The organism is Ruegeria sp. CDSA246, assembly GCF_059611225.1.
Window position 1 is genome coordinate 1 of sequence record NZ_JBXWPD010000014.1, and the last position, 26,528, is coordinate 26,528.

The 26,528-nt window shown below is 53.7% G+C and carries 23 protein-coding genes; 13 read left to right on the top strand and 10 right to left on the bottom strand.

The window, feature by feature from the left end:
* Positions 1-380 precede the first annotated feature (380 nt).
* The 4 genes from xylA to xylF all read right to left on the bottom strand — a co-directional run bounded on the left by xylA (position 381) and on the right by xylF (position 4,881).
* A complete protein-coding gene (gene xylA, locus AC2FI9_RS17235; RefSeq protein ID WP_496769336.1) occupies positions 381-1,688 on the bottom strand; it encodes a xylose isomerase in 1,308 nt (435 codons plus the stop codon).
* 8 nt (positions 1,689-1,696) lie between these two features.
* Positions 1,697-2,500 (bottom strand): ATP-binding cassette domain-containing protein, encoded by an 804-nt coding sequence (locus AC2FI9_RS17240; protein ID WP_496738333.1) that lies wholly within the window; start codon positions 2,498-2,500, stop codon positions 1,697-1,699.
* A complete protein-coding gene (locus tag AC2FI9_RS17245; RefSeq protein WP_496769339.1) occupies positions 2,500-3,798 on the bottom strand; it encodes a sugar ABC transporter permease in 1,299 nt (432 codons plus the stop codon). Before AC2FI9_RS17245 ends, AC2FI9_RS17240 begins: the two co-directional genes overlap by 1 nt.
* 63 nt (positions 3,799-3,861) lie before the next feature.
* Positions 3,862-4,881, bottom strand: a complete 1,020-nt coding sequence (xylF, locus tag AC2FI9_RS17250; protein ID WP_496769341.1) for a D-xylose ABC transporter substrate-binding protein — start codon at positions 4,879-4,881, stop codon at positions 3,862-3,864.
* Between the two features lie 151 nt (positions 4,882-5,032).
* Here xylF and AC2FI9_RS17255 point away from each other — a divergent pair, with 151 nt between their 5' ends.
* Positions 5,033-6,250 (top strand): ROK family protein, encoded by a 1,218-nt coding sequence (locus tag AC2FI9_RS17255; RefSeq protein ID WP_496769343.1) that lies wholly within the window; start codon positions 5,033-5,035, stop codon positions 6,248-6,250.
* Positions 6,240-7,751: a CRTAC1 family protein gene (locus tag AC2FI9_RS17260; RefSeq protein WP_496769345.1), complete on the top strand. Its 1,512-nt coding sequence runs from the start codon at positions 6,240-6,242 to the stop codon at positions 7,749-7,751. Before AC2FI9_RS17255 ends, AC2FI9_RS17260 begins: the two co-directional genes overlap by 11 nt.
* Here the strand turns inward: AC2FI9_RS17260 and AC2FI9_RS17265 are convergent, their stop codons facing one another.
* The 4 genes from AC2FI9_RS17265 to AC2FI9_RS17280 form a co-directional block, all read right to left on the bottom strand.
* Entirely contained in the window at positions 7,752-9,053 is a 1,302-nt protein-coding gene (locus AC2FI9_RS17265; RefSeq protein ID WP_496769347.1) for a cytochrome-c peroxidase, read from the bottom strand. It abuts the gene before it with no gap.
* A 1-nt stretch (position 9,054) separates the two neighbouring features.
* Positions 9,055-10,002, bottom strand: coding sequence for an aldose epimerase family protein (locus AC2FI9_RS17270; RefSeq protein ID WP_282120643.1), 948 nt, complete (start codon positions 10,000-10,002; stop codon positions 9,055-9,057).
* Positions 9,999-11,456 carry a xylulokinase gene (gene xylB / locus AC2FI9_RS17275; RefSeq protein WP_282120642.1) on the bottom strand — a complete coding sequence of 486 codons (1,458 nt, stop codon included), beginning with the start codon at positions 11,454-11,456 and terminating at the stop codon, positions 9,999-10,001. The genes AC2FI9_RS17270 and xylB overlap by 4 nt, the downstream gene beginning before the upstream one ends.
* A 231-nt stretch (positions 11,457-11,687) precedes the next feature.
* On the bottom strand, positions 11,688-12,467 hold the full coding sequence (locus AC2FI9_RS17280; protein WP_496769350.1) for an MOSC domain-containing protein: 780 nt from the start codon (positions 12,465-12,467) through the stop codon (positions 11,688-11,690).
* A 386-nt stretch (positions 12,468-12,853) separates the two neighbouring features.
* On the opposite strand from AC2FI9_RS17280, the gene AC2FI9_RS17285 reads away from it, so the two are divergent.
* The 11 genes from AC2FI9_RS17285 to AC2FI9_RS17335 all read left to right on the top strand — a co-directional run bounded on the left by AC2FI9_RS17285 (position 12,854) and on the right by AC2FI9_RS17335 (position 23,934).
* Positions 12,854-14,173 (top strand): ABC transporter substrate-binding protein, encoded by a 1,320-nt coding sequence (locus AC2FI9_RS17285; protein WP_496769352.1) that lies wholly within the window; start codon positions 12,854-12,856, stop codon positions 14,171-14,173.
* Positions 14,174-14,252: 79 nt separating this feature from the next.
* Complete coding sequence (locus tag AC2FI9_RS17290) at positions 14,253-15,200, top strand: carbohydrate ABC transporter permease (RefSeq protein ID WP_496769354.1); 948 nt, start codon at positions 14,253-14,255, stop codon at positions 15,198-15,200.
* Entirely contained in the window at positions 15,197-16,135 is a 939-nt protein-coding gene (locus tag AC2FI9_RS17295) for a carbohydrate ABC transporter permease (RefSeq protein WP_010442361.1), read from the top strand. The genes AC2FI9_RS17290 and AC2FI9_RS17295 overlap by 4 nt, the downstream gene beginning before the upstream one ends.
* Positions 16,132-16,320, top strand: coding sequence for a hypothetical protein (locus tag AC2FI9_RS17300; RefSeq protein ID WP_058274732.1), 189 nt, complete (start codon positions 16,132-16,134; stop codon positions 16,318-16,320). Before AC2FI9_RS17295 ends, AC2FI9_RS17300 begins: the two co-directional genes overlap by 4 nt.
* A 2-nt stretch (positions 16,321-16,322) precedes the next feature.
* Positions 16,323-17,420, top strand: a complete 1,098-nt coding sequence (locus AC2FI9_RS17305) for an ABC transporter ATP-binding protein (protein WP_496769356.1) — start codon at positions 16,323-16,325, stop codon at positions 17,418-17,420.
* Positions 17,413-18,405, top strand: a complete 993-nt coding sequence (locus AC2FI9_RS17310; RefSeq protein WP_496769358.1) for an ABC transporter ATP-binding protein — start codon at positions 17,413-17,415, stop codon at positions 18,403-18,405. Before AC2FI9_RS17305 ends, AC2FI9_RS17310 begins: the two co-directional genes overlap by 8 nt.
* Before the next feature lie 11 nt (positions 18,406-18,416).
* Positions 18,417-20,039 carry a dihydroxyacetone kinase subunit DhaK gene (locus AC2FI9_RS17315; protein WP_496769359.1) on the top strand — a complete coding sequence of 541 codons (1,623 nt, stop codon included), beginning with the start codon at positions 18,417-18,419 and terminating at the stop codon, positions 20,037-20,039.
* 37 nt (positions 20,040-20,076) lie between these two features.
* Positions 20,077-21,105 (top strand): LacI family DNA-binding transcriptional regulator, encoded by a 1,029-nt coding sequence (locus AC2FI9_RS17320; RefSeq protein ID WP_496725589.1) that lies wholly within the window; start codon positions 20,077-20,079, stop codon positions 21,103-21,105.
* 27 nt (positions 21,106-21,132) lie between these two features.
* A complete protein-coding gene (locus AC2FI9_RS17325; RefSeq protein ID WP_496769361.1) occupies positions 21,133-22,188 on the top strand; it encodes a sugar phosphate isomerase/epimerase family protein in 1,056 nt (351 codons plus the stop codon).
* The gene (locus AC2FI9_RS17330; protein WP_496769363.1) at positions 22,188-23,342 is read left to right on the top strand and encodes a Gfo/Idh/MocA family protein; all 1,155 of its coding nucleotides are present in this window, start codon (positions 22,188-22,190) and stop codon (positions 23,340-23,342) included. The genes AC2FI9_RS17325 and AC2FI9_RS17330 overlap by 1 nt, the downstream gene beginning before the upstream one ends.
* Before the next feature lie 130 nt (positions 23,343-23,472).
* The gene (locus tag AC2FI9_RS17335) at positions 23,473-23,934 is read left to right on the top strand and encodes an SDR family oxidoreductase (RefSeq protein WP_496769365.1); all 462 of its coding nucleotides are present in this window, start codon (positions 23,473-23,475) and stop codon (positions 23,932-23,934) included.
* A 288-nt stretch (positions 23,935-24,222) separates the two neighbouring features.
* Here the strand turns inward: AC2FI9_RS17335 and AC2FI9_RS17340 are convergent, their stop codons facing one another.
* Positions 24,223-25,278 carry an ABC transporter ATP-binding protein gene (locus AC2FI9_RS17340; protein ID WP_496769367.1) on the bottom strand — a complete coding sequence of 352 codons (1,056 nt, stop codon included), beginning with the start codon at positions 25,276-25,278 and terminating at the stop codon, positions 24,223-24,225.
* Complete coding sequence (locus tag AC2FI9_RS17345) at positions 25,278-26,525, bottom strand: MGH1-like glycoside hydrolase domain-containing protein (protein ID WP_496769369.1); 1,248 nt, start codon at positions 26,523-26,525, stop codon at positions 25,278-25,280. The genes AC2FI9_RS17340 and AC2FI9_RS17345 overlap by 1 nt, the downstream gene beginning before the upstream one ends.
* Positions 26,526-26,528 lie beyond the last annotated feature (3 nt).

A 26,528-nucleotide genomic window follows, 5' to 3' on the forward strand; every position in this document is an offset into this window, starting at 1 on the left:
TCAGTTTAAGACGCAGAGGCCAAAATCAATTGATGTCCAACATCGGGGGTGCCTTCCGATGTCGAACGTTCACCCCGTTTCTGGTCCAACTGTGACGGTTGGGTCAGGTTCGTGTGACGTTCAATAGTAAATGTGGAACGTCACTGATATTTGACTCAATCGACGGCCAAAACCTCATTAAATCGGTCAATCACGTCATTCATTTCTGACCCAAACGTCAAGCATTTGTGACCCAAAAAGAATTGCGGCCGTTTGACCAGATCAAGGAAAGGATTTGTCTTTATGGACGGGCTATGAACAAAACCTCCCCTCGCGTCCTCAGAACCGAGGGCGGCTTGGCGTGACTTTTGACAACAGCGGAAAATACCTAAGTTTGGCAGTTAAACAAATCTGTTCAAATAATTCTCTAGTATTTCCTGGCGTCCAGATTGCGGCTCTGGGTTTATTCCGTCACTTAAAACGCGAGCGAAAATTTCATCCAGGCTGCTGCTTAACATGGACTCCGCTTTTGGAGATTTCCAACCGGAATACCGTTGCGAAAGCGCGTTTTCCAAACCTCCATCTTCAATCATTGCAGCCGCTGCTTTCAAACCGCGCGCGCATATGTCCATTCCACCGATATGAGCCGCCACCAGATCGACGGCGTCAATCGATTGTCGGCGAATTTTGGCGTCGAAATTAGTGCCACCGGTGGTAAAACCACCGGCCTTCAAGATGTAATAGTAAGCTAGGGCAACTTCCGGTGTATTGTTCGGGAATTGGTCTGTATCCCATCCAGACTGATAGTCGTTGCGGTTCATATCAATCGAACCCAGCATCCCTTCTGCGGCCGCGACCGCAATTTCATGCTCAAAGCTATGCCCAGCAAGAATCGCATGGCCCTGCTCGAGATTCAGTTTCACTTCGTTCTCCAACCCGTACTTCCTGAGAAATCCGATGCAAGTAGCTGCGTCATAGTCGTATTGGTGCTTGGAAGGCTCCTGAGGTTTCGGTTCTACAAGAATTGTACCTTTGAACCCGATCTTGTGCTTGTACTCTACGACCATGTTTAAAAATCGGCCCATGTGGTCCAGTTCGGTTTTCAGATCCGTGTTCAGCAGGGTCTCATAGCCTTCACGTCCGCCCCAAAGAACATAGTTTTCGCCGCCAAGCTTGTGGGTCGCGTCGATACAGGATTTTACTGTCGCTGCGGCGTATGCAAAAACGTCAGGGTCTGGATTAGTACTGGCGCCGGACATCCAGCGACGATGGCTAAACATATTGGCCGTACCCCAAAGAAGCTTGGTGCCTGAAACCTGCATCTTTTCACCGATGTAATTGGTGATCTCTTCCAAGGCATTGAGGTTTTCAGCAAAGTTGCCTTGCTCGGGACGGATGTCAGCGTCGTGCCAGCAAAAATAGGGTTGACCCAAAAGTTCAAACATCTCGAAAGCGATATCGGCCTTCATGCGGGCCCGTCCCATGTCGTCCTGCGGATGCCATGGGCGCTCCAGGGTGGGTCCTCCAAAGGGATCCCCCCCTTCCCATGCAAAGGAATGCCACCAGGCCACTGCAAACCTCAGATGGTCTTCCATGCGTTTACCCAAAATCACTTCATCGGGGTTGTAATGCCGGAAGGCCATTGGGTTTTGACTATCCACGCCCTCATATTGGATCCGTTCGATCCCATTGAAAAATCCGCTTGTCATACCTGACCCTATTCTGCTTTTTGCGTTGGCTGTTTGCCGAGAATGATCATCGACAAAAGGTCGTCATCAGTGACGTCTGCGATATCGACCGTGCCAACCAGTTTTCCGTTCTTCATGACCGATGCGCGGTCGCACAGTTCCATGACGGCATGCACGTCATGATCGATCAGGAATATCCCAATGCCTTGCGCCTTTAGCTGGTGGATCAAATCCGCCACCATCTGAGTTTCATGCGGCCCAAGCGCTGCTGTCGGCTCATCCATGATCAAAATACGTGCGTTGAAGTAGACAGCCCGAGCGATCGCCACTGATTGTCTTTGCCCCCCTGACAAGGCGGAAACCGGATCATTGAACTTCTGAAAGTTCGGGTTGAGCTGCGCCATGATTTTTCGGCACTCGGCCTCCATGGCTGCGTCGTTGACCAAACCAAAAGGCGTCGTCATCTCGCGCCCCAGGAACAGGTTTGATGTCGCGTCCAGATTGTCGGCCAAGGCGAGCGTCTGATATATCGTTTCGATATTGTTTGCCCGGGCGTCACGGGGATTGCCAATCTCGACCGGCTTGCCATCGATCAGGATCTCGCCGTGATCCATCTGATAGGCACCGGACAATACTTTGATCAACGTGGACTTTCCGGCCCCGTTATGGCCAAGTAGACCAACGACTTCACCCGGATAGAGATCGACCGACACATGGTCGACGGCCTTGACCCCACCAAAGGAAATCGAGATATCGCGCATCTCGACCAACGGCGGCGCGCCTGAACCGCGCCCGGTGCCGGAAGGTTTTTTCTGCATATCCTGTGCTTGCATCATTTTGCCCCCAGTCGTTTGCGATAAACGATGTCGATATAGACAGCCAACACGAGGACGCTGCCGACCACGATGTTCTGAAACGGCGCGTCAACGCCAACCATTGCCATGCCCGATTGCAGCGCCTGCATGATCAATGCGCCAAGGATCGCGCCATAGATAGTGCCGATGCCGCCGGACAATGCGGTTCCTCCGATCACTGCAGCGGCGATGACGCGCAGTTCGTCCAGCGTGCCAATGTCGTTTGAGTGGTTTGCCAGACGCGCCGAGGCGACCACAGCAGAAACGGCGCACAGGAAGCCCATAAGCGCAAAAATCTTCACGGTCAGCAGCCGAGTATTGATGCCAGAAAGCTCTGCCGCATCCGGGTTTCCGCCGGTGGCAAAGATGTAGCGTCCAAACCGGGTTTTTCGCGCCACAATTGTCAGCGTGACGGCCACGATAATCAGAATGAGGACAGAAATCGGTATGCCGTATCCTACAACCAGCTCCTCTGGCATTGTCTCGCCGCGCGCTTCGAACATACGTTGCAGCCGGCGCGTCGGAATGGCGTAGCTGTTTACGATGTAAACGTACCCAAGGATAGCAATTGCGATTATCCCGGCCAGAGTGGCCTCGGCCCAAACAGGTTTTACCGGGAAACCATGTGACGCTTTTGCGCGGCGACCACTCCACAACGCCCAGATCGCGATCGCGGTGGCGAACAACCCAAACAGCCAGCTTGTCGACGTGCCCAGTGTTCCGTTGGTCCCGCCAAACATCAGGAATGTACTATCCAGAGGACCAATCGTCTGGCCGCTGGTCAGATACCACGCCACGTTTCTCCACACCAGAAATCCACCAAGCGTGACGATGAAGGCTGGTATCGTCAGATAGCCGACCATCCAGCCATGAAACGCACCAATCAGTGTGCCGACAAACAGGCCAACAACAATTGTGATCGCCCAGGTTGCCGGATTGTTCAAACCCATCCCAAGTATTTGCGGCAAAAGCTCGGTTTGCGTCATAGCCATCACAGCCGAGGTTGTTGCCAGCAGCGCTCCTACCGACAAGTCGATGTGGCGAGTGACGATAATGAACACCATTCCGCACGCCATAATGGCCACTGAAACCGTCTGGATGGAGAGGTTGAACAGGTTCCGAGGCGTCAAGAACCGTCCGTCCGTGAAGATGTTGAACCCGATACACAGGATGACAAATGCGCCGATCATTCCTAAAAGCCGCATATCCAGTTCCAGTTGCTGGAACAGGCTGGGTTTCGCTTTTTCAGGTATCGGCTGAGACGAAGTTTCGGTCATTTCCGATCTTTCATATTCAGCATTTGCCCCAGGCCCAGACTAAGAGGCCTAGGGCTGAGTGATTTAGTTACAAGGGGCAGGTCCGTTTTCAACGCCCTGGCAAAGATCTTCCAGCGGGATCCATCCGGCATCAACAACCACGGACAAGTTGCCCTTAGTGATTGGAACAGGCGCTAGGAAAACCGAGTTCATCTCGGTTCCACCTGGTGACGTCCAGCTCACTGCACCTTCGACATCAGTAGGGCTTGTCCCACCGCTCAACGCAACAGCAATTTCGCCAGCGGCCTTTCCAAGTTCGCGAGCATCCTTCCAAACCGAAACCGTCTGAGTTCCCAATGCGACACGGTTCAATGCTGCGTGGTCGCCGTCCTGACCGGAAACCGGAATGCCTTCCATGCCCTGCGCGGTCAGCGCAGCAACAACACCGCCTGCAGTACCGTCATTCGACGCAACGACTGCATCCACGTTGTTCTCGTTCGCGGTCAGGATTTGTTCCATGTTCCGCTGGGCGTTCGCGGGCAACCAGCCATCGGTATAGGCTTCACCAACGATTACGATGTCACCGCTGTCCACTGCTGCTCCGATAATTTCCTGCTGTCCACCCCGCAAGAAATCTGCGTTCGGATCAGTAGGAGAGCCCTTGATCATCACGTAGTTGCCTTTGGGCATGGCCTCAAAGACAGCCCGAGCCTGCATTCTGCCGACTTCCACATTGTCGAAAGTCAGATAGAACGCACGGTCATCCTCAATCAGGCGATCATAAGCAATGACCGGAATACCTTCGTCAGCCGCAGCCTGAACAGCCGGTCCGATTGCTTGCGCGTCTTGGGCCAAAATAATAAGCGCGTCTACACCTTGGGCGATCAGGCTTTCGATGTCCGATAGCTGCTTTGCGGAAGACGATTGCGCGTCCGCCGAGATGTACTCGGCACCCCCTGCTTCAAGCGCCGATTTAATAGCCGCCTCATCCGTTTTCCAACGCTCTTCCTGAAAGTTCGACCAGCTTACGCCAATTACTGGCTCTGCGAATGCGGTCGAAGCCAACAAAGTGGCCACAGCCGAAAAGCTGAGAATTCTCTTCATGATTTCCTCCCATTTGCCGAGCCATCGCATTTCGATTCGCGGCTCTCACAAATTTGAATACCATATTTATTTCAGCCAGTAAAATATTTACTCTACAAGAGGCAGGCAAATTCAAATAGATTGGACCAACAGCAAGATTCGCGAGGACAAGATGCTGAAAAGCAAAGCCTCTCCGGTTTCTTTGGAACAAAGAAATACGACCCGCCTGCGGGTATTGGAGCACATCAGAGCCAAAGGGTCCGTCTCGCGGATCGATATTGCATCCGCCTTGCAAACCAGCCCTGCGACCGTCACCGCTGCCACGGCTGATCTCATCTCGGCCGGGCTAGTCAAAGAGATTGAAAGCCAGGCACAGTCCAAGTCGGGGAAGAGAGGCAGACCCAGAGTATTGCTGCAATTGGACGGCCAGATGTATCTTGTAGCCGGTCTCAAGGTGGCTCGGCAAGTGATCTCGGTTATCTTGGTCGACTTTGAAGGAAACGAAGTCGCATCCCATAAATATGCTTTGGATCACGCCAGGATGTCGCCGCAAGAATTTGTATCGGCGATCCGCGAAGCTCTTGAAGAAACCTGCAATCAGATCGATCGTTCTGTCGCTCATTTGGCAGGTGTTTCTATCGGGGTGGCTGGACTGGTCGATGCAAACAAGAATTTTGTGCACTGGTCTTCTTCGATTACTAAGAGAAACATTGATTTTAGCCACTTGCTTTCAAATGCGCTGCCCTGCCCCGCATTCGTCGACAACGACGCCAATCTTGTCGCCAAGGCCGAACAGCTTTTTGGCTTGGGCAAGGGTTTAAAGAACTTCCTCGTTGTTACGATCGAGCACGGTGTTGGCCTTGGCATCGTATTGGACGGCAAACTATACCGCGGAGAACGAGGTTGCGGCGCTGAGTTTGGGCACACCAAAGTTCAACTTGACGGGGCCCTATGCCAATGCGGGCAACGCGGGTGTCTAGAAGCCTATGTGGGCGACTATGCTTTGATCCGCGAGATGACGGTAACTGGTCATACCAACGACATGGACTCCATTTCCGACATTCATGACCGCGCCAACTCGGGTGACGCCAGAGCTTCGTCGGTGCTTGCCCGCGCAGGTCAGATGTTTGGCCTCGGGATTTCCAACCTGATCAACTTGTATGACCCAGAGTGCATTATCGTCTCGGGGGCACAAATGAGCTTTGAGCATTTGTGTTCCAACGAAGTTATGACCCGCATTCAAAGCGGCGTTGTGAATGTCGATGCACCTTTACCCCAGATCAAAGTTCATCACTGGGGTGACATGATGTGGGCCAAGGGGGCGGCAGCCTATGGAATTGAACAAATCTCAATTCTCAAGGTCAAGGAGCTGACGTCGAATGCGTCTTGAGTTTGCGATATTTGCGACTCTGGGCACAGTTGCGAATGCGGGCGCTGTTATTCCCCAGTTTACAAATGTGGAAGTACCAAAACATGTCTATGATGGCGGGTGGGAGCATTTTGTCGGCGGTGGTGTGGCCGTTTTCGATTGCAATGGGGACTCGCTGCCAGAACTCTTTTTGGCTGGCGGTTCCAACCGATCTCAACTGTTCATCAATACCTCGAAGGAACAGATAGCATTTCAGGCAAAGACGCCTGAAGATCTTTCGCTGGCCGGTGTGACCGGCGCCTACCCTCTCGACTTTGATAGCGACGGGTTAGTAGATCTGGCGATTTTGCGTGTTGGCCCAGACCTGCTTCTTCGGGGCCATCCCGACTGCCAATTCAGCCCTTTTACTGAACTCGGGTTTCAGTCCGAGGATCACTGGACCACAGGGTTCTCGGCAACATGGGAAAGCGGGCAAGCTTTACCGACCTTGGCGTTTGGCACCTATGTTGATCGGTTTGATCCCGAAGGTCCCTTTGAATCCTGCGGCCCAACCCTTTTGTACCGTCCAGAAGGCGACTCGTATCGTGAGCCGCTGCATCTTGAGCCCGGCTACTGCTCACTTTCCATTTTGTTTTCGGACTGGGCCCGAACTGGCCGCGCAGATCTTCGCGTCAGCAACGACCGCCACTACTATGTTCGCGGCGGTCACGAGCAGTTATGGGCGATGGAACCTGAGCCTCGGCAATACTCAGAAGGCGAAGGCTGGCTTCCATTTTCGATCTGGGGAATGGGGATCGCCTCTCGGGACCTTACAGGAGATGGATTTCCCGAAGTTTATCTGACCTCTATGGGTGACCAGAAACTCCAGATTTTTGACCCAGTGACAAACGGCCCGACCTGGCGCGATGCAACTTACGAAAAGGGTACGACCGCTCATAGACCGCATATCGGCGGAGACGGAAGGCCATCCACCGGGTGGCACGCACAGTTTGGCGACGTCAACAACGACGGCCGGGACGATATATTCGTGGCCAAGGGAAACGTAGAACAGATGCCCGATGCGGCTCTGAACGACCCCAATAACCTACTACTACAGAACTCCGACGGTCAGTTTATTGAAGCTGCAGCAGATGCCGGCATCGCTTCGATGACTAAATCACGCGGCGCGGCCCTTGCCGACCTAAACAATGACGGTCAGTTGGATCTTGTTGTCGTCAACCGAGGTTCTGAGCTCGAAGTCAGCCAGAACTCTTCTCAGGGTGGCAACTGGCTATTGATTGATGTCACTCAGGATCAATCCAATCAATCAGCAATTGGTGGATTTATTGAAGTCAAAACCTCGCTGGGCGTTCAGACCCGCGAGCTCACAATCGGCGGCGGTCACGCTGGTGGTATCGCTGGGTTTCAGCATTTTGGACTTGGGAGTGAGGACCAGGTGCAGGTTCGTATGATCTGGCCGGATGGATCGAAAGGCGAGTGGTTGGACTATCAGCCCAACCAAATCATACGTCTTTACCGCTGATTACTTGTCGACCGGCAACCCGCTTGGAACTTGGTCGGGCACACCTAGCCGCTCTGCCGGGTCTTCAAGGCTTGCCAGAAATCTGAGAAGAGCGTCGATTTCCTGATCCGTCAGGCTTATTTTCGACAAGCCGTTGCTTTGGGCAATCGCCTCCACGTGCTGATGGTCCGACATTGCCCTTTGATCTTTGGGGCCCGGGAAGTCCGGCAATGCGGCCAACTCGATCGAGTAGTTTTCCAACGACGAAACCGCGTCCAGATGATGCCGTACGATGTCCTCAAGTTCGGCAAAAGCTCCGTTGTGTCCGTAAGGAGCTGTCAGTGTCACGTTACGCAAAGATGGCGTGCGGAAAGCAAACGCGTCGTCGGGATCACCGGTCACGCGAAGACGCCCGTCGTCCCTGACATGGTTTTCAAATCGCGCCGCCTTTCCCGGGCCGATCTGCGGCATTGCGATCGAATGAAACTTGTGATCCGTCTGAAACCAGCCCGAATGGCAGTTGCTGCAGCCAGCCTTTCCATAGAACAGGCCCATGCCAATTTCGGCCTCTTCTGACAATTCAGCCTCACCTCGCATCGCACGATCGAAGAGGCTGTTATCCGCGCGCCACTCGAACGCGATGAAGTCTGCGATTACGTTGGCAATTGCCGTGAACGTAACTCCATCATCCGGCGCTATATCCTCAAACCTCTGCTCGTACTCTGGAATGGCCGCAACACGTTCTGCAATCAGATCCCACGCACCGCCTTGCTGTGTAAGAAAGCCAAGGCGAACCGACTTGCTCACATCATTCTCAGAATAGTGACCCGCCATTTCGTCTGGCGACAAAACCGGGAACATGGCCTGTGCGGCCAGCGCTGAATTGAAACCAGACCGCATATGAGTACCCAACGGTGTTCTGATACCATCAGGTTGCGTTGGGTCTGCCTCTAGTCGCCCATCATGGAAAAACGTCGTGAACTCAGTGGCCCCGAGGTTCCAAAGCCCTGGTGAGTTTCGAGGAATACGTTGTTCCGGGGTATTCCCTGGGTCCAATGTCCGCTCTGGACCCAACCCAATTCCCCCTTCCCCTATACCAAGGGAAACACCGTCGGACGTGCCAAGCCTGGGATGATGACAGGTCGCGCAGCTGATATTCCTGTTGCCAGACAAGATCGGGTCATAGAACAGCAAACGCCCCAGCTCAGCACTTGCAAAGTCGGGTTCGAGGAACTCCGGCAGAGAACCAAGCGATTGGGCACGCGCACCACCCACCGCTGAGATTGTTGAGCCGATAATCAAGAATAGCGAAACTGCTCTCATGTCATTCCTCAGAAACTTCTAGAATAAGTTCCTGCCGATACGGATACTCCGGAGTATAGATGATTGAAGGAAACGACGAGATATTCGGTGCGTTGGGGTAACCCGATGGCTCGATACACACACCACGCGAAGTGCGCCGCAGTTTTGTCAGCTCATAGCCCGAATACACCTGTGCTCCCGGTTGGTCAGAGTAGACTGTCAACGCAAGGCCAGAAGGTGAAGTGAGTTCCGCCACCGGAGCCTTTGGGCCGCGATCATGATCAAAGCAAAAATAATGATCGATCCCTTCGGGAGCACTGCCAATCGTTTTGGGCTTTGAAAAATCCAACGCTTTGTCGGTGGTCGCAAGCACCCTGCCCGACGGGATACCCTGATCGTCGATTTTCAGATACCGATTTGAAGCGAGTCTAAGCTTGTGCCGATCTACGCCTTCCGAGGCGCCCAAAGTGTAGAAATTGTGTTGCGCAATGCTTATTGGCGTCGGCCGGTCAGGTTGTGCAGCTATTGAATATACCAAGCGTGGACCCAGCAGGCATATCCTGACCTCGAACCTGATCTCACCCGGAAAGCCGCCCTCACCGTCGCGAGAAACATAGCTCAGAAAGACTTCGTTCTGTGCAATCGGTTCGAGTTCCCAAAACTGTTTAGACAGCCCATCGTCCCCGCCATGAAGTGTGTTTTTGCCCTCGTTGGCGTTCAGCTCAAAACTGGCGCCATCCAAGTCAAACGTCGCGCCGCTGATCCGGTTGGCAACACGCCCTACAATTGCGCCCAGGTAACGCGTATCGGTGAGATACTCATTTGGGTCCTCGAACCCAAGGATGAGCGGGACGTCCTTGTACCACCAACCCTGCGTGATTGCCCCATAGTTCAGGACCGAAACACGCATACTTCCATCGGTAAGAATAGCAGTTTCAATCTGATGGGGCTTACCCGTTTCTGGTTTCATCTTACCGCCAGCGGCGCAAGCGCCTCATAGAATTGCTTATATCTCCGGTATTCATTTTCGTAGACGTCAATCAGATCGCCGCGTGGTTCGATGCGTTCCTGAATATCCGGCGGTGTCATGACTTGCGCCGGCTCAGCGCCGTTGGCAGCACATATCGCGAGGCGCGCAGCGCCCAAAGCGGCACCGAATTCGCTGCCTTTTGGCAAATCCAGTGGAACTTGCAAAACAGTAGCCAAGGTTTCCAGCCAGAACCGAGATCGTGCTCCTCCCCCCACTGCCATAAGGCTATTTGGCTGGGTTCCGGTGCTCTTCAGTGCTTCTAGGCAATCTCTCATTCCAAAGGAAACACCCTCCATTACGGACTGGGTCAACTCAGCTGGTTCCGACGAGATGTCCACGCCCAAAAACGCGCCTCGAATATGGCTATTGTTATGCGGCGTCCGTTCTCCTGACAGATATGGCAGGAAGGTGATCGCTGTAGGTCCATTCAGTTTTTCAGGCATAGCTGAAGCGAGTCTTTCCACGGGTTCGCCCAGATTGCGAGCAAGCCAGTTCATGCTGTTCGTTGCTGAAAGCATAACACCCATTTGTATCCACCGATCAGGAACCGCATGACAAAAACAGTGCACGGCTGTTTCCGGATCAGGAGCATAGGCTTCCCGCGCAACAAGCAATACGCCAGACGTTCCGAGTGAGACAAAACCGGTGCCGTCGTTGATGCTCCCGATCCCGCAGGCAGCGGCAGCATTGTCGCCAGCACCTCCAGCCACGACAACCGGATTCGAAAGCCCCCACTCCTGCCTCAATCGGGTCTTCAACTCTCCACCCGGATCACTGCCTTCGACCAAGCGCGGCATCTGCTCGACACGCATGTGACCTATGGCTAGCGCCTTTTCTGACCACTGCCGAGTGTCAACGTCCAGCCAGGATGTTCCTGCGCCGTCAGACATGTCTGAAACATATTCGCCAGCCAGCCAAAACCGCAAATAATCTTTCGGCAGCAATACCTTGCCGACCTTTGAGAACACATCCGGCTCATTCGCACGCAACCATTCGAGTTTCGGCGCCGTAAACCCCGGGAATACGATGTTTCCCGATATTGCGCGCATCTCTGGTGTTTGATCTAGTGTCCCCGCTTCGTCGGCTGACCGAGTATCGTTCCAAAGAATACAGGGCCTCAATACTTCGCCATCATGATCCAGTAGTGTAGCGCCGTGCATGTGTCCGCTTAGGCCAATACCTCGCAATTTTGAGAATGCTTGCTGGTTGCCAATGCGAAGCTTCCCAACAACCTCTTCGCAAGCGTTGGTCCAATCCAAAGGATCCTGCTCAGACCAGCCAGGCTTAGGCGTCGAAGTGGAAATGCTGACTTCGGCATCACCGACAACGTGTCCTGTGTCATCTACCAGAATCCCGCGGAGACCTGACGTTCCCAAATCTAAGCCCAGATACATTGAGCACCACCCGCCTATATATTTTAATGATTAAAATTATTTGAAACAGGGATCTTGTCAAGGCTCCGTCAAAGGAGTGCCCTCCAATCGTATCTGGATCAGAAAGCACGAACGCGACAACCTTCGATACCCAGGATAGCCAAAAGAAAGACAGAGCAAGAGTTGAGTTTAATCGTTTGACCGAATATGGCTCAAACCTCTTAGAAAAACCACTTTGCCAGGAGGCAAGGTTTAAGCGAGTATTTCCCCAGTTTGACCGACCGTTAGCGTTCCACCATTAACCACTTCGACATAAACGCCCATATCCATATGGCCCATCAATTTCCGAATAAGGTAGGGTATATTCAAGTCGCGCTCGGCCGTTTTCGGGTTCACTTCAGTTGCTGCACACCTTTTCGTGCGTGAGAGTATCTTCAACTCGACATCGCCAAATCTTAAAACTGATCCAACTGCATCCAGCTCAGCAAACGAAGGTAAACCGTCTATCTCAATATTCGCTCGGAAGCGCGCCGGGTGGATTTCCGCGTTCAGTAGTTCGCCCAACTTTTTCACAGAGGTCAGATTCAAAACGGATATCGCGTTCATCATTTGCGTTGATACGACAGATACATCTGTAAACCTATGAGGAGCAGAGGAGACAAACTTTGGCAGCTCTGGATCTTTTAAATCGATCTCTGAAGAAAGGTACTCTGCCGCACTCCTCCTATCTTCAGACTCTCGCATGTCAAAGCGTCGTGTCTTTCCATTCGCATTGATCTCAAGTGCCTGGGACTCAATTTCAAAACCGGTCTGAATGCCTGCCAGTGCAGCCTCGTTCAACAAAACGACAAAACGATCTTTCGGCAGTGGCATTGGGTTCTGCATGTCGAAACCGGAGTTGTAGCGAGCAAATCCGAACAGGCGATCGCCCGGAATGCCCCCTCCTGCTCGCAGCGCCACTGTTCGCATAGGCTCGGAACTCAAGCCTTTTATTGGGTAGCGGTTCAATCGGACGATGGAGAGATTGTTCATACGTCTGCACCTGACCACAAAGAGTTATGCACGGTCCCGAGTTGTCCACGCTATTTGAAGTTATCTCGAGTGCTCAAAGGCGTCGACCAAGTAATCTTTGAGCGCTTCAGAAGCGGGTTCGCTGAACCTGTTGGCCGCATGACGGCTGCGCCCATTTAAGTCGATATGACCATACAATACCTCGCTGCCGAAAATACATGCGCATCAAGCCCAAAGAATAATTTCTTTAGGAATCAATGACTAAGAGACAAAATTGGCGATCTCTTTCGGGTTTATGAGGTACGAACCTCAAAATTTTCTGGACTTGAGGTGCGTACCTCAAATAGCCTTGGAGGTATGCCGCGATTCGCACATCCTCGATTGACGGCGAAAAAAGGGAGGAATGGATGACTTACACAAAACTGGCTTCGGTCAGCGCAATAGTCCTTGCCGCTACTACTCTTTCTACCAAGGCAAATGCTGAAGATCTGACACTATGTTGGGCGGCATGGGACCCGGCCAACGCGCTTGTCGAACTATCAAAGGAATTCGAAGCAGAATCCGGCCACACAATGAATTTCGAATTTGTTCCTTGGCCAAATTTTGCGGACAGGATGCTGAACGAACTGAACTCCGGCGGTAAGCTCTGCGACCTGCTGATTGGTGACAGCCAATGGATCGGCGGTGGCGCTGAGAATGGCCACTATGTCCAGCTGAACGACTTCTTCGATGCTGAAAGCATAAGCATGGACGATTTCGCACCTGCAACAGTTTACGCTTATTCGACCTGGCCCAAGGGTACACCAAATTACTACGCGCTTCCCGCGATGGGCGATGCGAATGGTTGGTTCTACCGCAAGGATTGGTTCGAAAACCCTGAAATCCAAGCCGCGTACAAAGAAGCGACTGGTCAGGACCTACGCGAGCCTCAGTCTCAGAAAGAGTTGTTGCAGATCGCACAGTTCTTCCAAGGTCGTGAAATCGACGGCAAGACTGTGTATGGGGCTGCAATCTTTACCGAGCGCGGCTCGGAAGGGATCACCATGGGTGTCACTGGGGCCCTGTATCCGTGGGGTTTCAAATACGAAAACACTCCTGGATCATATGATATGGAAGGTGCTGTAAACTCACCGGAAGCGGTTGAGGCTCTGGAGTTCTATAAAGAGTTCTACAAAACGGCGACGCCTCCGGGATACACGAACTCTTACATGGGTGAGAGCTTGGATGCATTTAAATCCGGTCAGGTCGCCATGGCTATGAACTGGTTCGCGTTCTTCCCGGGTCTTTATGCCGATCCCAATACCGGTGGTGACAAGATCGACTTCTTCGTGAACCCACCACAAAATCAGGCAGGCTCGACACTGGGCGGACAAGGTATTTCTGTTGTCAGCTACTCTGACAAACAGGACGCCGCGCTTGAGTACATAAAGTGGTTCGCGCAGCCGGAAGTTCAGGCCAAATGGTGGGAACTTGGCGGTTACTCGGCACATAACTCGGTGCTTGGAGATCCTGGTTTCGTGGACAGCCAACCGTTTGCCGGTGATTTCCTAGAAGCAATGGGTGGGGTGCAGGATTTCTGGCAAGAGCCTGCCTATGCGGAACTCCTGTTGGCAATGCAGAAACGCATCCACGACTACGTGGTTGCCGACCAAGGGACAGCTCAAGAAGCGCTTGATCTTTTGATCGAAGATTGGACGGAAGTCTTCGAAGACGAAGGCAAGCTGTAACCCGGACGCAGGCAGGAGCGGGTGCGAACCCGCTCCACCTTCTCCCGTGAGTCGTAAACCAACAAGAACTGGCAAAGAGATGTCTGACAGGACCGTAGATCGCGTTGCGCAGGCAACGCCCAAGCGAGTTGCGCGAAAAATTCGGGGGTTATCCGACCGCGCGATCGCCTGGATATTCATCTCCCCAACGATATTTCTACTGCTGGCGATCAATATCTTCCCGTTGATCTGGACCATCAAACTTAGCTTTACCAACTACAAGGCCAACCGGATTGGGCGTGAAGTCAAAGATGTCGGGCTCAGGAATTACGAGCGTATCCTGACCGACTCAGACACCTGGCTGAACATGCAGGCGACGGCGCATTTTCTATTCTGGACGATCTTCTTTCAGGTTCTGATCGGGTTCACTTTGGCGTGGCTGATCAACAAGAAGTTTAAGGGCAACGACCTTTGGACCACGATTATCGTATTGCCGATGATGCTGTCCCCGGCCGTTGTCGGGAACTTCTGGAAGTTCCTGTATCAGCCACAGATCGGCCTGTTCAACTACATCGTGTCGTGGTTCACCGGCAAAGAACCCTCGAGCTTTGAGATGCTTGGCTCAGTGACCCTGGCCCCGTGGGCGATCGTTATCGTTGACACCTGGATGTGGACGCCCTTCGTGATGCTGATCTGTCTGGCCGGGTTGCGCAGCATTCCCGACTATATCTACGAGGCTGCCGAGATCGACCGGGCCAGCAAGCTGCGGCAGTTCCTCACGATTACTATCCCGATGGTGTTGCCATTTCTGATGCTCGCGGTGCTGTTTCGTGGGATCGAGAACTTTAAGATGTTCGACTTAGTGGTTCAGCTCACCGGCGGAGGGCCGGGTTCTGTAACGGAACTCACCTCAATCAATCTCAAGCGGGAGGCGTTTGAGAAGTGGCGTACGGGCTATGCCTCGGCCTATGCGATCATCCTTTTCGTCACCGTGTTCGGCCTTGCGTCGATCTACGTAAAAGCCCTGAACAAGGTGAAACAGAGATGAGCAGCTTTTCCGTCACCGAACCTTCGAACCGGTCCAAGTGGATCGCAGGCTTCTTGGTCATCACTTATGCGCTGATCACGATGATCCCGTTGGTGTGGATCTTGCTGACTGGCTTCAAATCGCCAGCCGATGCGATCAGCTATCCACCCAAGGTGGTTTTTGACCCGACGCTAGAAGGCTATGTCAACCTTTTCACCACACGCACGCGACAAACGCAGGAGTTTCTGGAAGCCAACCCACCGCAGAATTGGGCCGATGAGATCGTACGCCAATATGACATGGTGATCGTTGGACCATCCAAGTTCGGTGAGCGCTTTATGAACTCGGTCATCATCGGGTTTGGATCAACGTTCCTGAGTATTTTTCTTGGCACTTTGGCGGCCTATGCCTTCAGTAGGTTCAAGGTCCCGCTCAAGGATGACCTTCTGTTCTTTATCCTCAGTACGAGGATGATGCCTCCGGTGGCGGTCGCTATTCCTATCTTCCTGATGTTCAGAAATCTTGGGCTCAGCGATACGCACTTAGGAATGATCCTGCTGTACACGGGCGTGAACATCTCTCTGGCAGTGTGGTTGCTGAAAGGATTCATCGACGAAATCCCAAGAGAGTACGAAGAAGCCGCTCTCATAGATGGCTACACACGCTTTCAGGCATTTTACAAAGTGGTGCTGCCACAAGCCGCGACCGGCATAGCCTCGACAGCTATCTTCTGCCTCATCTTCGCATGGAATGAATATGCATTTGCCGTACTGCTTACCTCAGCAAATGCGCAGACCGCGCCGCCATTCATCCCAACCATTATCGGTATCGGCGGTCTGGACTGGCCTGCCGTGGCAGCTGGAGCAACGATCTTCCTGATCCCGGTTATGATTTTCACCATCCTGATGCGCAAACACCTGCTGCGTGGGATCACATTCGGAGCCGTACGCAAATGAGCGAGTTTCTTACCGGATTGATGCGGCTTCGCCGTGGCCCATGGGAAATGGTCGCAACCATCCTTATCGCACTGGGTGTCTTCATGCTGATGCAGCCCTTTGTCCTTTGGGCTTTCACCTACTCTTTCATCGTAACGCTGATCGGAACCGTTATGTTCATCATCGTCAGCCACTTCCCGGAGTAGAAATGGCCCAGATCATAGTCAAAAACGTAAAAAAGATGTTCGGCGATTTCACGGCTGTACGCGAAAGCTCGTTCACGATTGAGGATGGTGAGTTCTTCATGCTGCTGGGGCCATCCGGTTGCGGAAAGACGACGACACTGCGGATGATCGCGGGCTTGGAACTTCCAACGTCGGGTGAAATCTACCTGGACGGTGAAGAAATCAGCCAGCGGCCACCCTCAGAGCGAGACATTGCCTTCGTGTTCCAGATGTTCGCGCTGTATCCACACATGAATGTGCGTAAGAATATCAGCTACCCTCTGATATCACAGGGTATGCCGCGCGCCGCCGTACATTCTAAAATCGAGGAAGTCGCGGGAATTCTAGGGATAAACGACATACTCGATAGCCCTGTAGGTGGACTTTCAGGCGGCGATCGGCAGCGCGTAGCGCTCGGTCGCGCGATTGTTCGTGACCCCAAGGCATTCATGATGGACGAACCTCTTGGTGCACTTGATGCAGAGTTTCGTGAACACATGGCCGAAGAACTGCGCGCGCTTCATGACCGTATGGGTGCGACCACTGTTTACGTTACACATGACCAGTTGGAAGCCATGCAAATGGGCGACAAAATCGTAGTGATGAACAATGCTGTGATCGAGCAATTCGGCACGCCTCAGGAGATTTACGACAAACCCGCTACGATGTTTGTAGCTAACTTTATCGGGTCTCCTTCGATGAACTTCTTGCCATTTCAGGGAAAGGTCGAACCTGGCACTGAAATGGTTGGCCTGAACGGGCATGACGAACCTGTTCCCAAACTGATGGAAGGGGCTGAAGGTGACTTGGTTTTTGGTGTCCGCCCCGAGCATGTTTTTCTATCGGATGCAAGCGCCTACCGGGCCAAGGTCCTGGCCGCAGAATATTTGGGAACCACCCAGATAGTGACATTGCAAAGCCCGAACGGTGAGCTGAAAGCCCGGATTGATGCACGCGAAGTCGTTAGCCCTGGCGAGACCGTGGGATTGGAGTTCCGCTCACCCGCAGTAACCCTTTTTGAAAAATCTACCGGACGCGCGTTGAGGTCCGCTCTGAACGACGAGGTGCTGAGCAATGGCTGAAGTCGTTTTGGAGAGTATCTCAAAGTCATTCGGCAATCTTAAAGCGGTGGATGATATCTCAATGACGATCCCCAACGGTGCCTTTGTGGTGTTGTTGGGCCCGACCGGCGCGGGAAAAACAACAACACTGAGATTGATATCCGGACTTGAGAAACTGGATTCAGGAACAGTGCGCATTGGCGGGCGTGACGTTGGAATAGATACACCTGCCCAGCGCGATGTGGCGATGGTCTTCCAGCAATACTCGCTGTACCCGCATATGACAGTGCGTGAAAACCTGTCTTTCCCTTTGCGTTCGCCGATCCTGAAGACGCCAGAGGATGAGATCGCCAGGAAAGTCAACGAAGTCTCGGAGATCCTCCAGATCCCACACAAGCTGGACAACAAAGCCACAGAACTGTCCGGCGGCGAAATGCAGCGGGTGTCAATTGGGCGGGCGCTGGTGCGTGACCCCCAGATATTTCTGATGGATGAACCCCTCAGTTCTTTGGACGCCAAGCTTCGGGCGGATTTGCGGGTCGAATTGAAAAGAATTCAGGCAGATCTGGGATCGACCTTGCTCTACGTGACCCATGATCAGGTCGAAGCGATGACAATGGCGACCCATATCGGCGTTTTGGAAAACGGCAAGTTGGTTCAATACGGGACACCCCGGGACATTTATGAAGACCCCGGCAGTGTATATGTCGCCAGCCGGTTGGGTCTGCCACGGATCAACATCCTGCCGTCCGAGTTGTTCAGAGGCGACCACAAAGGCCCGCAGATTGGTCTTCGCCCAGAAAACATCATCGAAGGCGAAGGCAGCGAAGCGCGTGTGATACGTGCCGAACACCTGGGGGATCAAACACGACTGCACCTGGACTTAAACGGTCACATGGTAGTGACCTTGATTGAGGTCCATCAGGACTATCCATCTGGAAAACTTATAAAAATCCGCCCACACAACCCGTTGTATTTTGACGCGTCCGGCGCGCGAGTGAATTAAGGAGCAAAAGCATGGCCCAGTTCCTCAACACAAAAGAAACACTGGTGACAGAGGCCATAGACGGTCTTCTCGCGTCATCAGGAGGACGGCTTACCCGATTGGATGGATACCCGCACATCAAGGTTGTCTACAGGTCGGATTGGGAAAAGTCGAAAGTCGCCTTGGTTTCCGGCGGCGGGTCTGGTCACGAACCTGCCCACGCAGGGTTTGTCGGCGCCGGAATGCTCACGGCAGCAATCTGCGGAGAAGTGTTCGCCTCGCCATCGGTCGAGGCGGTTTTGGCTGGCATTCTTGCGGTTACGGGCGAGGCTGGGTGCCTGCTTATTGTCAAAAATTACACCGGTGATCGATTGAACTTTGGACTGGCGGCCGAACGCGCCCGTGCGTTGGGCCGCAAAGTAGAGATGGTCGTAGTTGATGATGACATCGCCCTGCCCGACCTTCCGCAACCACGTGGCGTGGCAGGTACATTGTTCGTGCACAAAATAGCCGGAGCGCTTGCCGAAAGTGGTGCTGATCTCGACACCGTCACCGCCGCAGCAAGACGCATCATAGCCAAGGTCGTCAGCATCGGTATGAGCCTGGACACCTGTACCGTTCCTGGGTCTCCGAAAGAGGACAGGATTGCGCCCGGCAAAGCAGAGCTTGGCTTGGGCATCCACGGTGAACCCGGTGTACAGCAAGTCGAATTCTCGAATGCCGTATCGGCCATGTCCACAGTGGTGGAGAAGCTAAAGCAAAGGATGGGATCCGGGGATCGTGTGGCGCTGGTCAACAACCTTGGGTCCACAACACCGCTAGAAATGGCTGTCCTCACGCATGCCCTGTCTGAAACAAGTATCGCCCTCCATATCATCGGCCCGGCACCAATGATGACATCGCTGGATATGCACGGGTTTTCTGTTTCCATTCTGCCTGTAGATCGGGACGATTTATCGGCACTCGAGGCTCCTGTTGATCTGGCGGCTTGGCCCGGCGTCAATTCCATCGACCCGATAAAAGTAGCGCCCTTGCCTGATGGCCTGACCCCGATCGATCCAATTCCTTCGAACAACCCTGCCACAAGGGAAACGATCGCTCGTTTGTCTGAACTTCTCATCAACGCAGAGAAGAACCTGAACGAGTTGGACGCGAAATCCGGAGATGGCGATACGGGAAGCACACTCGCCACTGCCGCAAGAGCATTGCAAGGTAGCCTTGACCGCATGCCGCTTGCTGATCTGACGCAACTGTTTCCGGCACTAGGCAATGAGTTGAGCCAGACAATGGGTGGTTCTTCCGGCGTTATACTCGCAATTTTCTTCAACGCAGCTGGCGATGCCTGTGCGAGCGGGGCTTCGATACCGAAGTCTTTGGTCGTAGGCCTGAATCGCGTCAGCCAGGTTGGGGGTGCCAAGGTCGGTGACAGGACAATGATTGACGCACTGGCACCAGCACTTGCCGCACTACCATCTAGTCTGACGCATGCAGCCGAGGCTGCCCGCGAAGGCGCGAACAACACCGCAAATATTCGCCGTGCGAAGGCGGGCCGCGCGGCCTATGTTCCCGAAGAAAACCTAGTTGGACATAACGATCCCGGCGCTGAAGCTGTTGCATTGTTGTTTGAAGGCTTAGCACGGGAGATTGAGGGCTGAGGAACACGTGGAAGATCAAAAACAAAAACTAAAATTGGTGAAAAAGCCAACCGTCAATGACATCGCTCGCGTGGCGGGTGTCAGCCTGGCGACCGTTGATCGGGTCTTGAACAGGCGCCCCGGCGTGCGAGCAGTGACTGTACAGAAAGTACAGAAGGCGATTGATGAGCTGGGGTATGTGCGCGACACCGCCGCAGCCAACCTGGCGCGAAACCGCGTCTACAATTTCCTCTTTGTTTTACCAGACACGGACAACGAGTTTGTGGAGGCAATAAGCAGTCAGATCGCTGAACAAACACGTGACCAATTTATCCAACGGACGCGCATTGCAGTAAAGAACGTCGCTCCGTTCGAGCCGCAAGATATCGTCAATATTTTGGATGCTGTCGACAGTTTGGACGTTGACGGAGTCGCCGTTTTCGGGCCCGAGACCCCTTCTGTCCGCGACGCTGTAAAAAGGCTCAGGGAAAAAGGCGTTCCGGTTGTTGCCTTGGTGTCTGACTTGCCAAGTTCTGAGCGAGACCACTTTGTCGGAATTGATAACGTTTCGGCAGGACGAACCGCAGCTCAGCTGATGGGAAGATTTGTCCATCGCGAAGGCAAGGTCTTGGTTCTTACAGGATCCCGTTTGGCGCGTGACCACCTGGAGCGTCGTCAAGGCTTTGACCTTGTTGTGGCTGAGGAATTTCCGCACCTCAAAGTCGTAGCGTCTGTCGAGGGCCGGGATGACCCGGATCTGATTTACAGGATGATGCCCGAAATCTTTGAAACCTATCCGGATCTGGTCGGAATATACTCGTCAGCAGCGGGCAATGCGGGCCTCATTCAATTTCTTTCAGAGAACAAACTCAGCAAAGATCTGGTGATCATAGCTCATGAGCTTACTCCGCTCAGTCGTGAGGCGCTTAGGCTTGGCACATTTGACGCCTTAATCTCGCAAGACACCGGGCACATTGTTCGCTCTGCCGTCCGTCTATTGCGCGCAACTTCGGACAAGGTTCCGTTCAACAAAGCACAGGAACGTATCCGTATCGACATCTATCTGAAGGAAAATTTACCGCCATAGAGGCTTAGGTTTTGGGGAGGAAATTTTATGAAAAAAATTAAAGGTCCAGCTTTGTTTCTTGCGCAATTCGCGGGGGACGAAGCGCCGTTCAATTCGTGGGACGCGATCACTAAATGGGCGGCGGACTGTGGATACAAGGGCGTTCAGGTTCCTAGTTGGGACGGCCGGTTGTTCGATCTGGAACAAGCCTCGTCCAGCGCCAGTTATTGCGATGATTTTAAAGGCATAGCCAAGGAAAATGGCATCGAAGTCACTGAACTTTCAACCCACCTTCAGGGCCAACTTGTGGCCGTTCACCCGGCCTATGACAGCGCGTTTGATGGTTTTGCAGCCGAAAGCGTCAGGGGAAACCCGAAAGCCCGGCAAGAATGGGCGGTAGACCAAGTCAAAAAAGCGCTATCTGCTTCGAAAAACTTGGGTATTTCAGCGCATGCGACATTCTCAGGCGCATTGGCATGGCCTTATGTCTATCCTTGGCCGCAGCGCCCTGCAGGCTTGATCGAAACGGCATTTGAGGAGCTTGCTCATCGTTGGGTGCCAATACTGGATCACGCCGAGGAATGCGGCGTTGACGTCTGTTATGAAATTCACCCAGGTGAGGACCTCCACGACGGCGTGACGTACGAGATGTTTCTCGAACGGACAGGAAATCACCCACGCGCTTGCATGTTGTACGACCCGTCGCACTACGTGCTGCAATGCCTCGACTATCTGGACAATATCGACATCTACAAAGATCGGATCCGGATGTTCCATGTCAAAGATGCCGAGTTTAACCCGACCGGCCGCCAGGGTGTTTATTCCGGGTATCAAAGCTGGGTCGATCGTGCCGGGCGCTTCCGGTCGCTTGGTGATGGCCAGGTAGATTTCGGGGCGGTCTTCTCAAAAATGGCCGCGAATGACTTTGATGGCTGGGCTGTGGTCGAATGGGAATGCTGTCTCAAACACCCCGAGGATGGAGCGCGTGAAGGCGCTCAGTTTGTGTCAGATCACATTATCCGTGTGACCGAGAAAGCCTTTGATGATTTCGCTGATGGTGGGGCAGACGAAGCAGCCAATCGTAAAATGCTGGGGATTGAGTGATGGTCACAGGACGCAATGAAGAAACTTCCGGCCGCATTCGACTTGGCATGGTTGGCGGCGGGAACGACGCCTTCATAGGCGGCGTTCATCGAATAGCGGCGCGATTGGACGACAAGTTTGATTTGGTTGCCGGTGCTTTGTCTTCGACGCCAGAGAAATCTCTTGAAAGTGGTCATGCATTAGGGCTCGAACGGGTCTATGAAGACTTCAAACAAATGGCGATCAGGGAAGCCCGGTTGAAATCTGGGATCGAGGCGGTCTCAATCGTCACGCCAAATCACGTTCACTATGCAGCCGCACGTGAGTTCCTGAAACGCGGTATTCATGTAATTTGTGACAAGCCACTCACCTCGACCCTTGCCGACGCAAAGAAACTGGTCAAAGCAGCAGAAAGCGCGAATGCTTTATTCATTTTGACCCACAATTACACGGGCTATCCGCTGGTTCGGCAGGCACGTGAAATGGTCGCTAACGGAGATATTGGCAAGATCCGCGTTGTTCAGGTTGAGTACCCGCAGGACTGGCTGACCGAGCAGCAGGATTTCAAACAGGCTGAGTGGCGAACCGATCCAGAACGCTCGGGCGCGGGTGGTTCAACCGGTGACATCGGAACTCATGCTTACAACCTCGCTTGCTTTGTAACCGGGCTGAAAGCGGAAAGCCTCGCGGCGGACTTGCAGGCCTTTGTGCCGGGGCGCAAAGTCGATGATAACGCGCACGTCTTGCTTCGCTTTGAAGGCGGAGCGCGTGGTATGCTGTGGTCTTCTCAGGTGGCTCCCGGCAATGAAAACGCACTTCGTTTGCGCGTCTACGGCGAAAAAGGTGGGTTTGAGTGGTCTCAGGAAGATCCCAATTATCTTTGGTTCACGCCATACAACAAACCCAAGCGTTTGATCACCCGAAATGGAGCTGGAGCTGGTGACGCAGCCAATCGGTTGAGTAGAGTTCCTCCGGGACATCCCGAGGGATACCTTGAGGGGTTCGCGAATATCTATGGAGAGGCAGCAGAGGCGATCCAAGCCTTCCGAAATGGGATTTCACCTGACGTGTCGGTTGTTTATCCAACAGTTCATGACGGACTCAATGGTGTTAAATTTGTGGCTGCATGCGTGCAAAGTTCTTCAAGGAATGCGGCTTGGGTCAATTTAACTTAAAATCTGGTTGTGGGCATAAGGCAGAAATCTTGGAAGGCAGCGCGGGTATCTGCCAATAATCGAAGCGCACGCAACCTATAGATGAACACTCCTGAACAACAAACCGCGAACGTCCCTGAATGGGCGATATGTGAAGCGACCTTTAGTTGAGTGGGCCCCGCATCTGCGGACCAACGAACCATCACTTCACCGCGCCAGATATGTTGCCGCGCGAGAAGTGTTGCCCATGTTGGTCAAAGGCGGCTCCATCACGTTCTTTTCGGGCGTGCTCAGCCGCCGCCCATCCGCCGGGGCCACGGGCTTGGGCGCAGTTAACGCGGCGGTCGAAGCCCTGGCGAAAGGGCTGGCGCTGGAGTTGGCTGGTCGGGCGCGGGTCAATTGCATCAGCCCCGGCATGGTCGCAACCGAAGCCTACGCCGCAATGGCGGAAGATGCACGTGAAGTCATGTATGCACAGACAGGTGACCGCCTGCCCGTAGGACGGGTCGGCCAGGCAGAGAGTATTGCACAAGCCGTGGTCATGGCTATGACAAACGGGTTTTTAAGTGGCTCAATTCTGGATGTCGATGGCGGCCACCTTGTGCGTGATTGAGAATTGACCCATCTCCAACGTTAAGAACAGGGCTTGCCAATAATATTGTGACAGGACCAATCAGGGTCTTGGCTCAGCTTTTCGGCCTCTTCTTCTGACGCGGCCTCGCTCGGATCTTCGAAGAACCCGCAACACCGACATCCGAGTAGGTCCCTCGATTTGGGCTGACAACAGCAACCCGCTTTGAAAGGGGTGGCTTCGGCTTCAGTTCTTCAGGTTCGGCTGTGCACTCCCTGTGTTCTCGAGCGTCAAAGGCCAAGAATGTGTAATAGGTACCGGTGCGTTCAGCTATCCAAGCCCCAGAGCCTGCCCGTCTTTATCAAAAAAATGCAGATTGTCGGTTGGGAAGTGCAGACCAATCTGGGTGCCCGGTGTAAGGTCCGTATCGCCGTTCAGACGGACTGTGGCCTTGTCTTCGCCTCCACAATCCACAATCAGGAAAGTATCTGCACCCAGGTATTCGATCACCTCGATGACGCCGTCAGTTTGACCTTCGCCCGCAGCACCCACCTGAATGTGTTCGGGGCGGATGCCAAGCTTTGTGGCGGCTGCAGATCGTGAAAACGGGCCACTGCGGCCGTGCTCAAGTTGGAAACTGTCACCGTCGGTCGTGCAGGGCAGGATATTCATCTTTGGACTTCCGATAAACTGGGCCACGAACAGGTTCGCAGGGCGTTCATAGAGTTCTCGCGGCGTACCGACCTGAGCGATCTTGCCGTATTCTAAAACCACGATGCGGTCGGCCAATGTCATCGCTTCGACCTGGTCGTGCGTCACGTAGATCATCGTGCGCTTGAGGCTTTGGTGCAGCTTGGCGATCTCATACCTCATCTCGACTCGCAGGGCGGCGTCAAGGTTGGAAAGCGGCTCGTCAAACAGGAAAGCGGTGGGATCGCGGACGATGGATCGGCCGATAGCCACCCGTTGCCGCTGACCACCAGAAAGGTCTTTTGGTCTGCGTTCCAGGAACGGTCCAAGCTTGAGAACCTCTGCTGCGCGGTTGACCTGTTCGGTGATTTCCGCCTTGGGAACACCGGCAACCTTCAAAGAGAACCCCATGTTCTCGGCGACTGTCAGATGTGGATACAGCGCGTAGGATTGGAACACCATCGTCAGGCCGCGCTTTGAGGGCGGGTGATCCGTGACATCGCTGTCATTGATCTGCAGCGACCCGCGCGAGATATCCTCGAGCCCGCCGATCATGCGCAACAAAGTGGATTTACCGCAGCCCGATGGGCCGACGAAGACGATGAACTCGCCCTCCTCGATCTTGAGGTCCACGCCTTTGATGACCTGGGCCGAGCCGAACCATTTTTCGACTGATTTTAGTTCGATGCTACCCATCAGGCCCTCCCTGCCCAGTGAAGCCAAACCGCTGCCGTCCAAGAGAACGCCTTACCGCCAGCCGGGCTCCCGGTTATTGGATCGAAGTATTCTGCGAAACCGAAGCCCGAGATCAGATCTCCGGTTTTTTTGCGCAACTGATCTGCTTGCTCGGTGTGACCCAGATCCTGCAACCCGAAGCCAATCATCATGTTCATGAAGGCCCAAGTGGGCCCGCGCCAATAGCGGCGCGAGTCGAATTTCGGCATTTCTGGATCATAGCTTGGAACCGGATAGGGCACGGTTTCCAGCGTGGTTTTCAACCGTTTCAGCATCTTGCCTGATTCAATACCGGCATACCAGCACAAGTAAGACGCATTCGATACGCTGCCTGCCATCTCGCCGGTATGTGCGTCGCGCGCGTCAAAGCTGCCCAGCTCTTCGTTCCAAAGTGAGCGAGCACCAACTTCCAGTATTTCGATATCCGCGCTTAAGCCTTCAGCTGCCAGATCAAGCTGCTCACTGATCACCAACAAGTCCCGCGCGGCCCGTAATGTGGTGAATGTCATCGTCGGATCGGCCACCCGGAACGGGTTCAGCGACAGCAGTTCCTGCTGATCCCACCCAGCATTTCGACCGATCTGTACCAGCTTGATGTATCGGTCATAGTCGAACTTTGTCGGGCGGTCCTCGCTGTTTACATGGCTGGTATCGCGGCGTTGATAGTCTCCCACATCTGACGCATCCATGCGCGCCATAGAGTTGTCCCAGTCAGGCGCGTTGTCGCGACCCGCTTCCCAAGGGTGTGTTGTGCAAACAGCCCCGAATTCATCCAATCGCCATTTCATGATCCAGTGGTGCCAAGCTAGCATCTTGGGGAATAGCGCCTTCATCCGCGCGTCTCCAAACGAAGTATCCTGTTCCCAGATTTTGCGCGCCATCGTGGCCGCAATGGGTGGTTGGATAATGCCCGAGGAGGGGATTGGACCGTTGCAGCCCCAGACATCCGGGCCGGGAAAATACCCCTCGTCTTGCTGGTGGAACAGGATGTGCGGCACCATGCCGTTGTCCCATTGTCCGGCAAACAGCGTCTCGATCTCAGCCCAGGCGCGGTCAAGGTCGAACTGGGCAAATCCAAGCGCAGTAATCGCGCTGTCCCAGTTCCATTGGTATGGGTACAGCCCTTCGGTTGGGATCGTGTAACCGCCGCGATCATTGGCGATCAGGATATTGCGCGCCTCGCGGTCTGGGTTTGTGTGTTGGTTCATCTC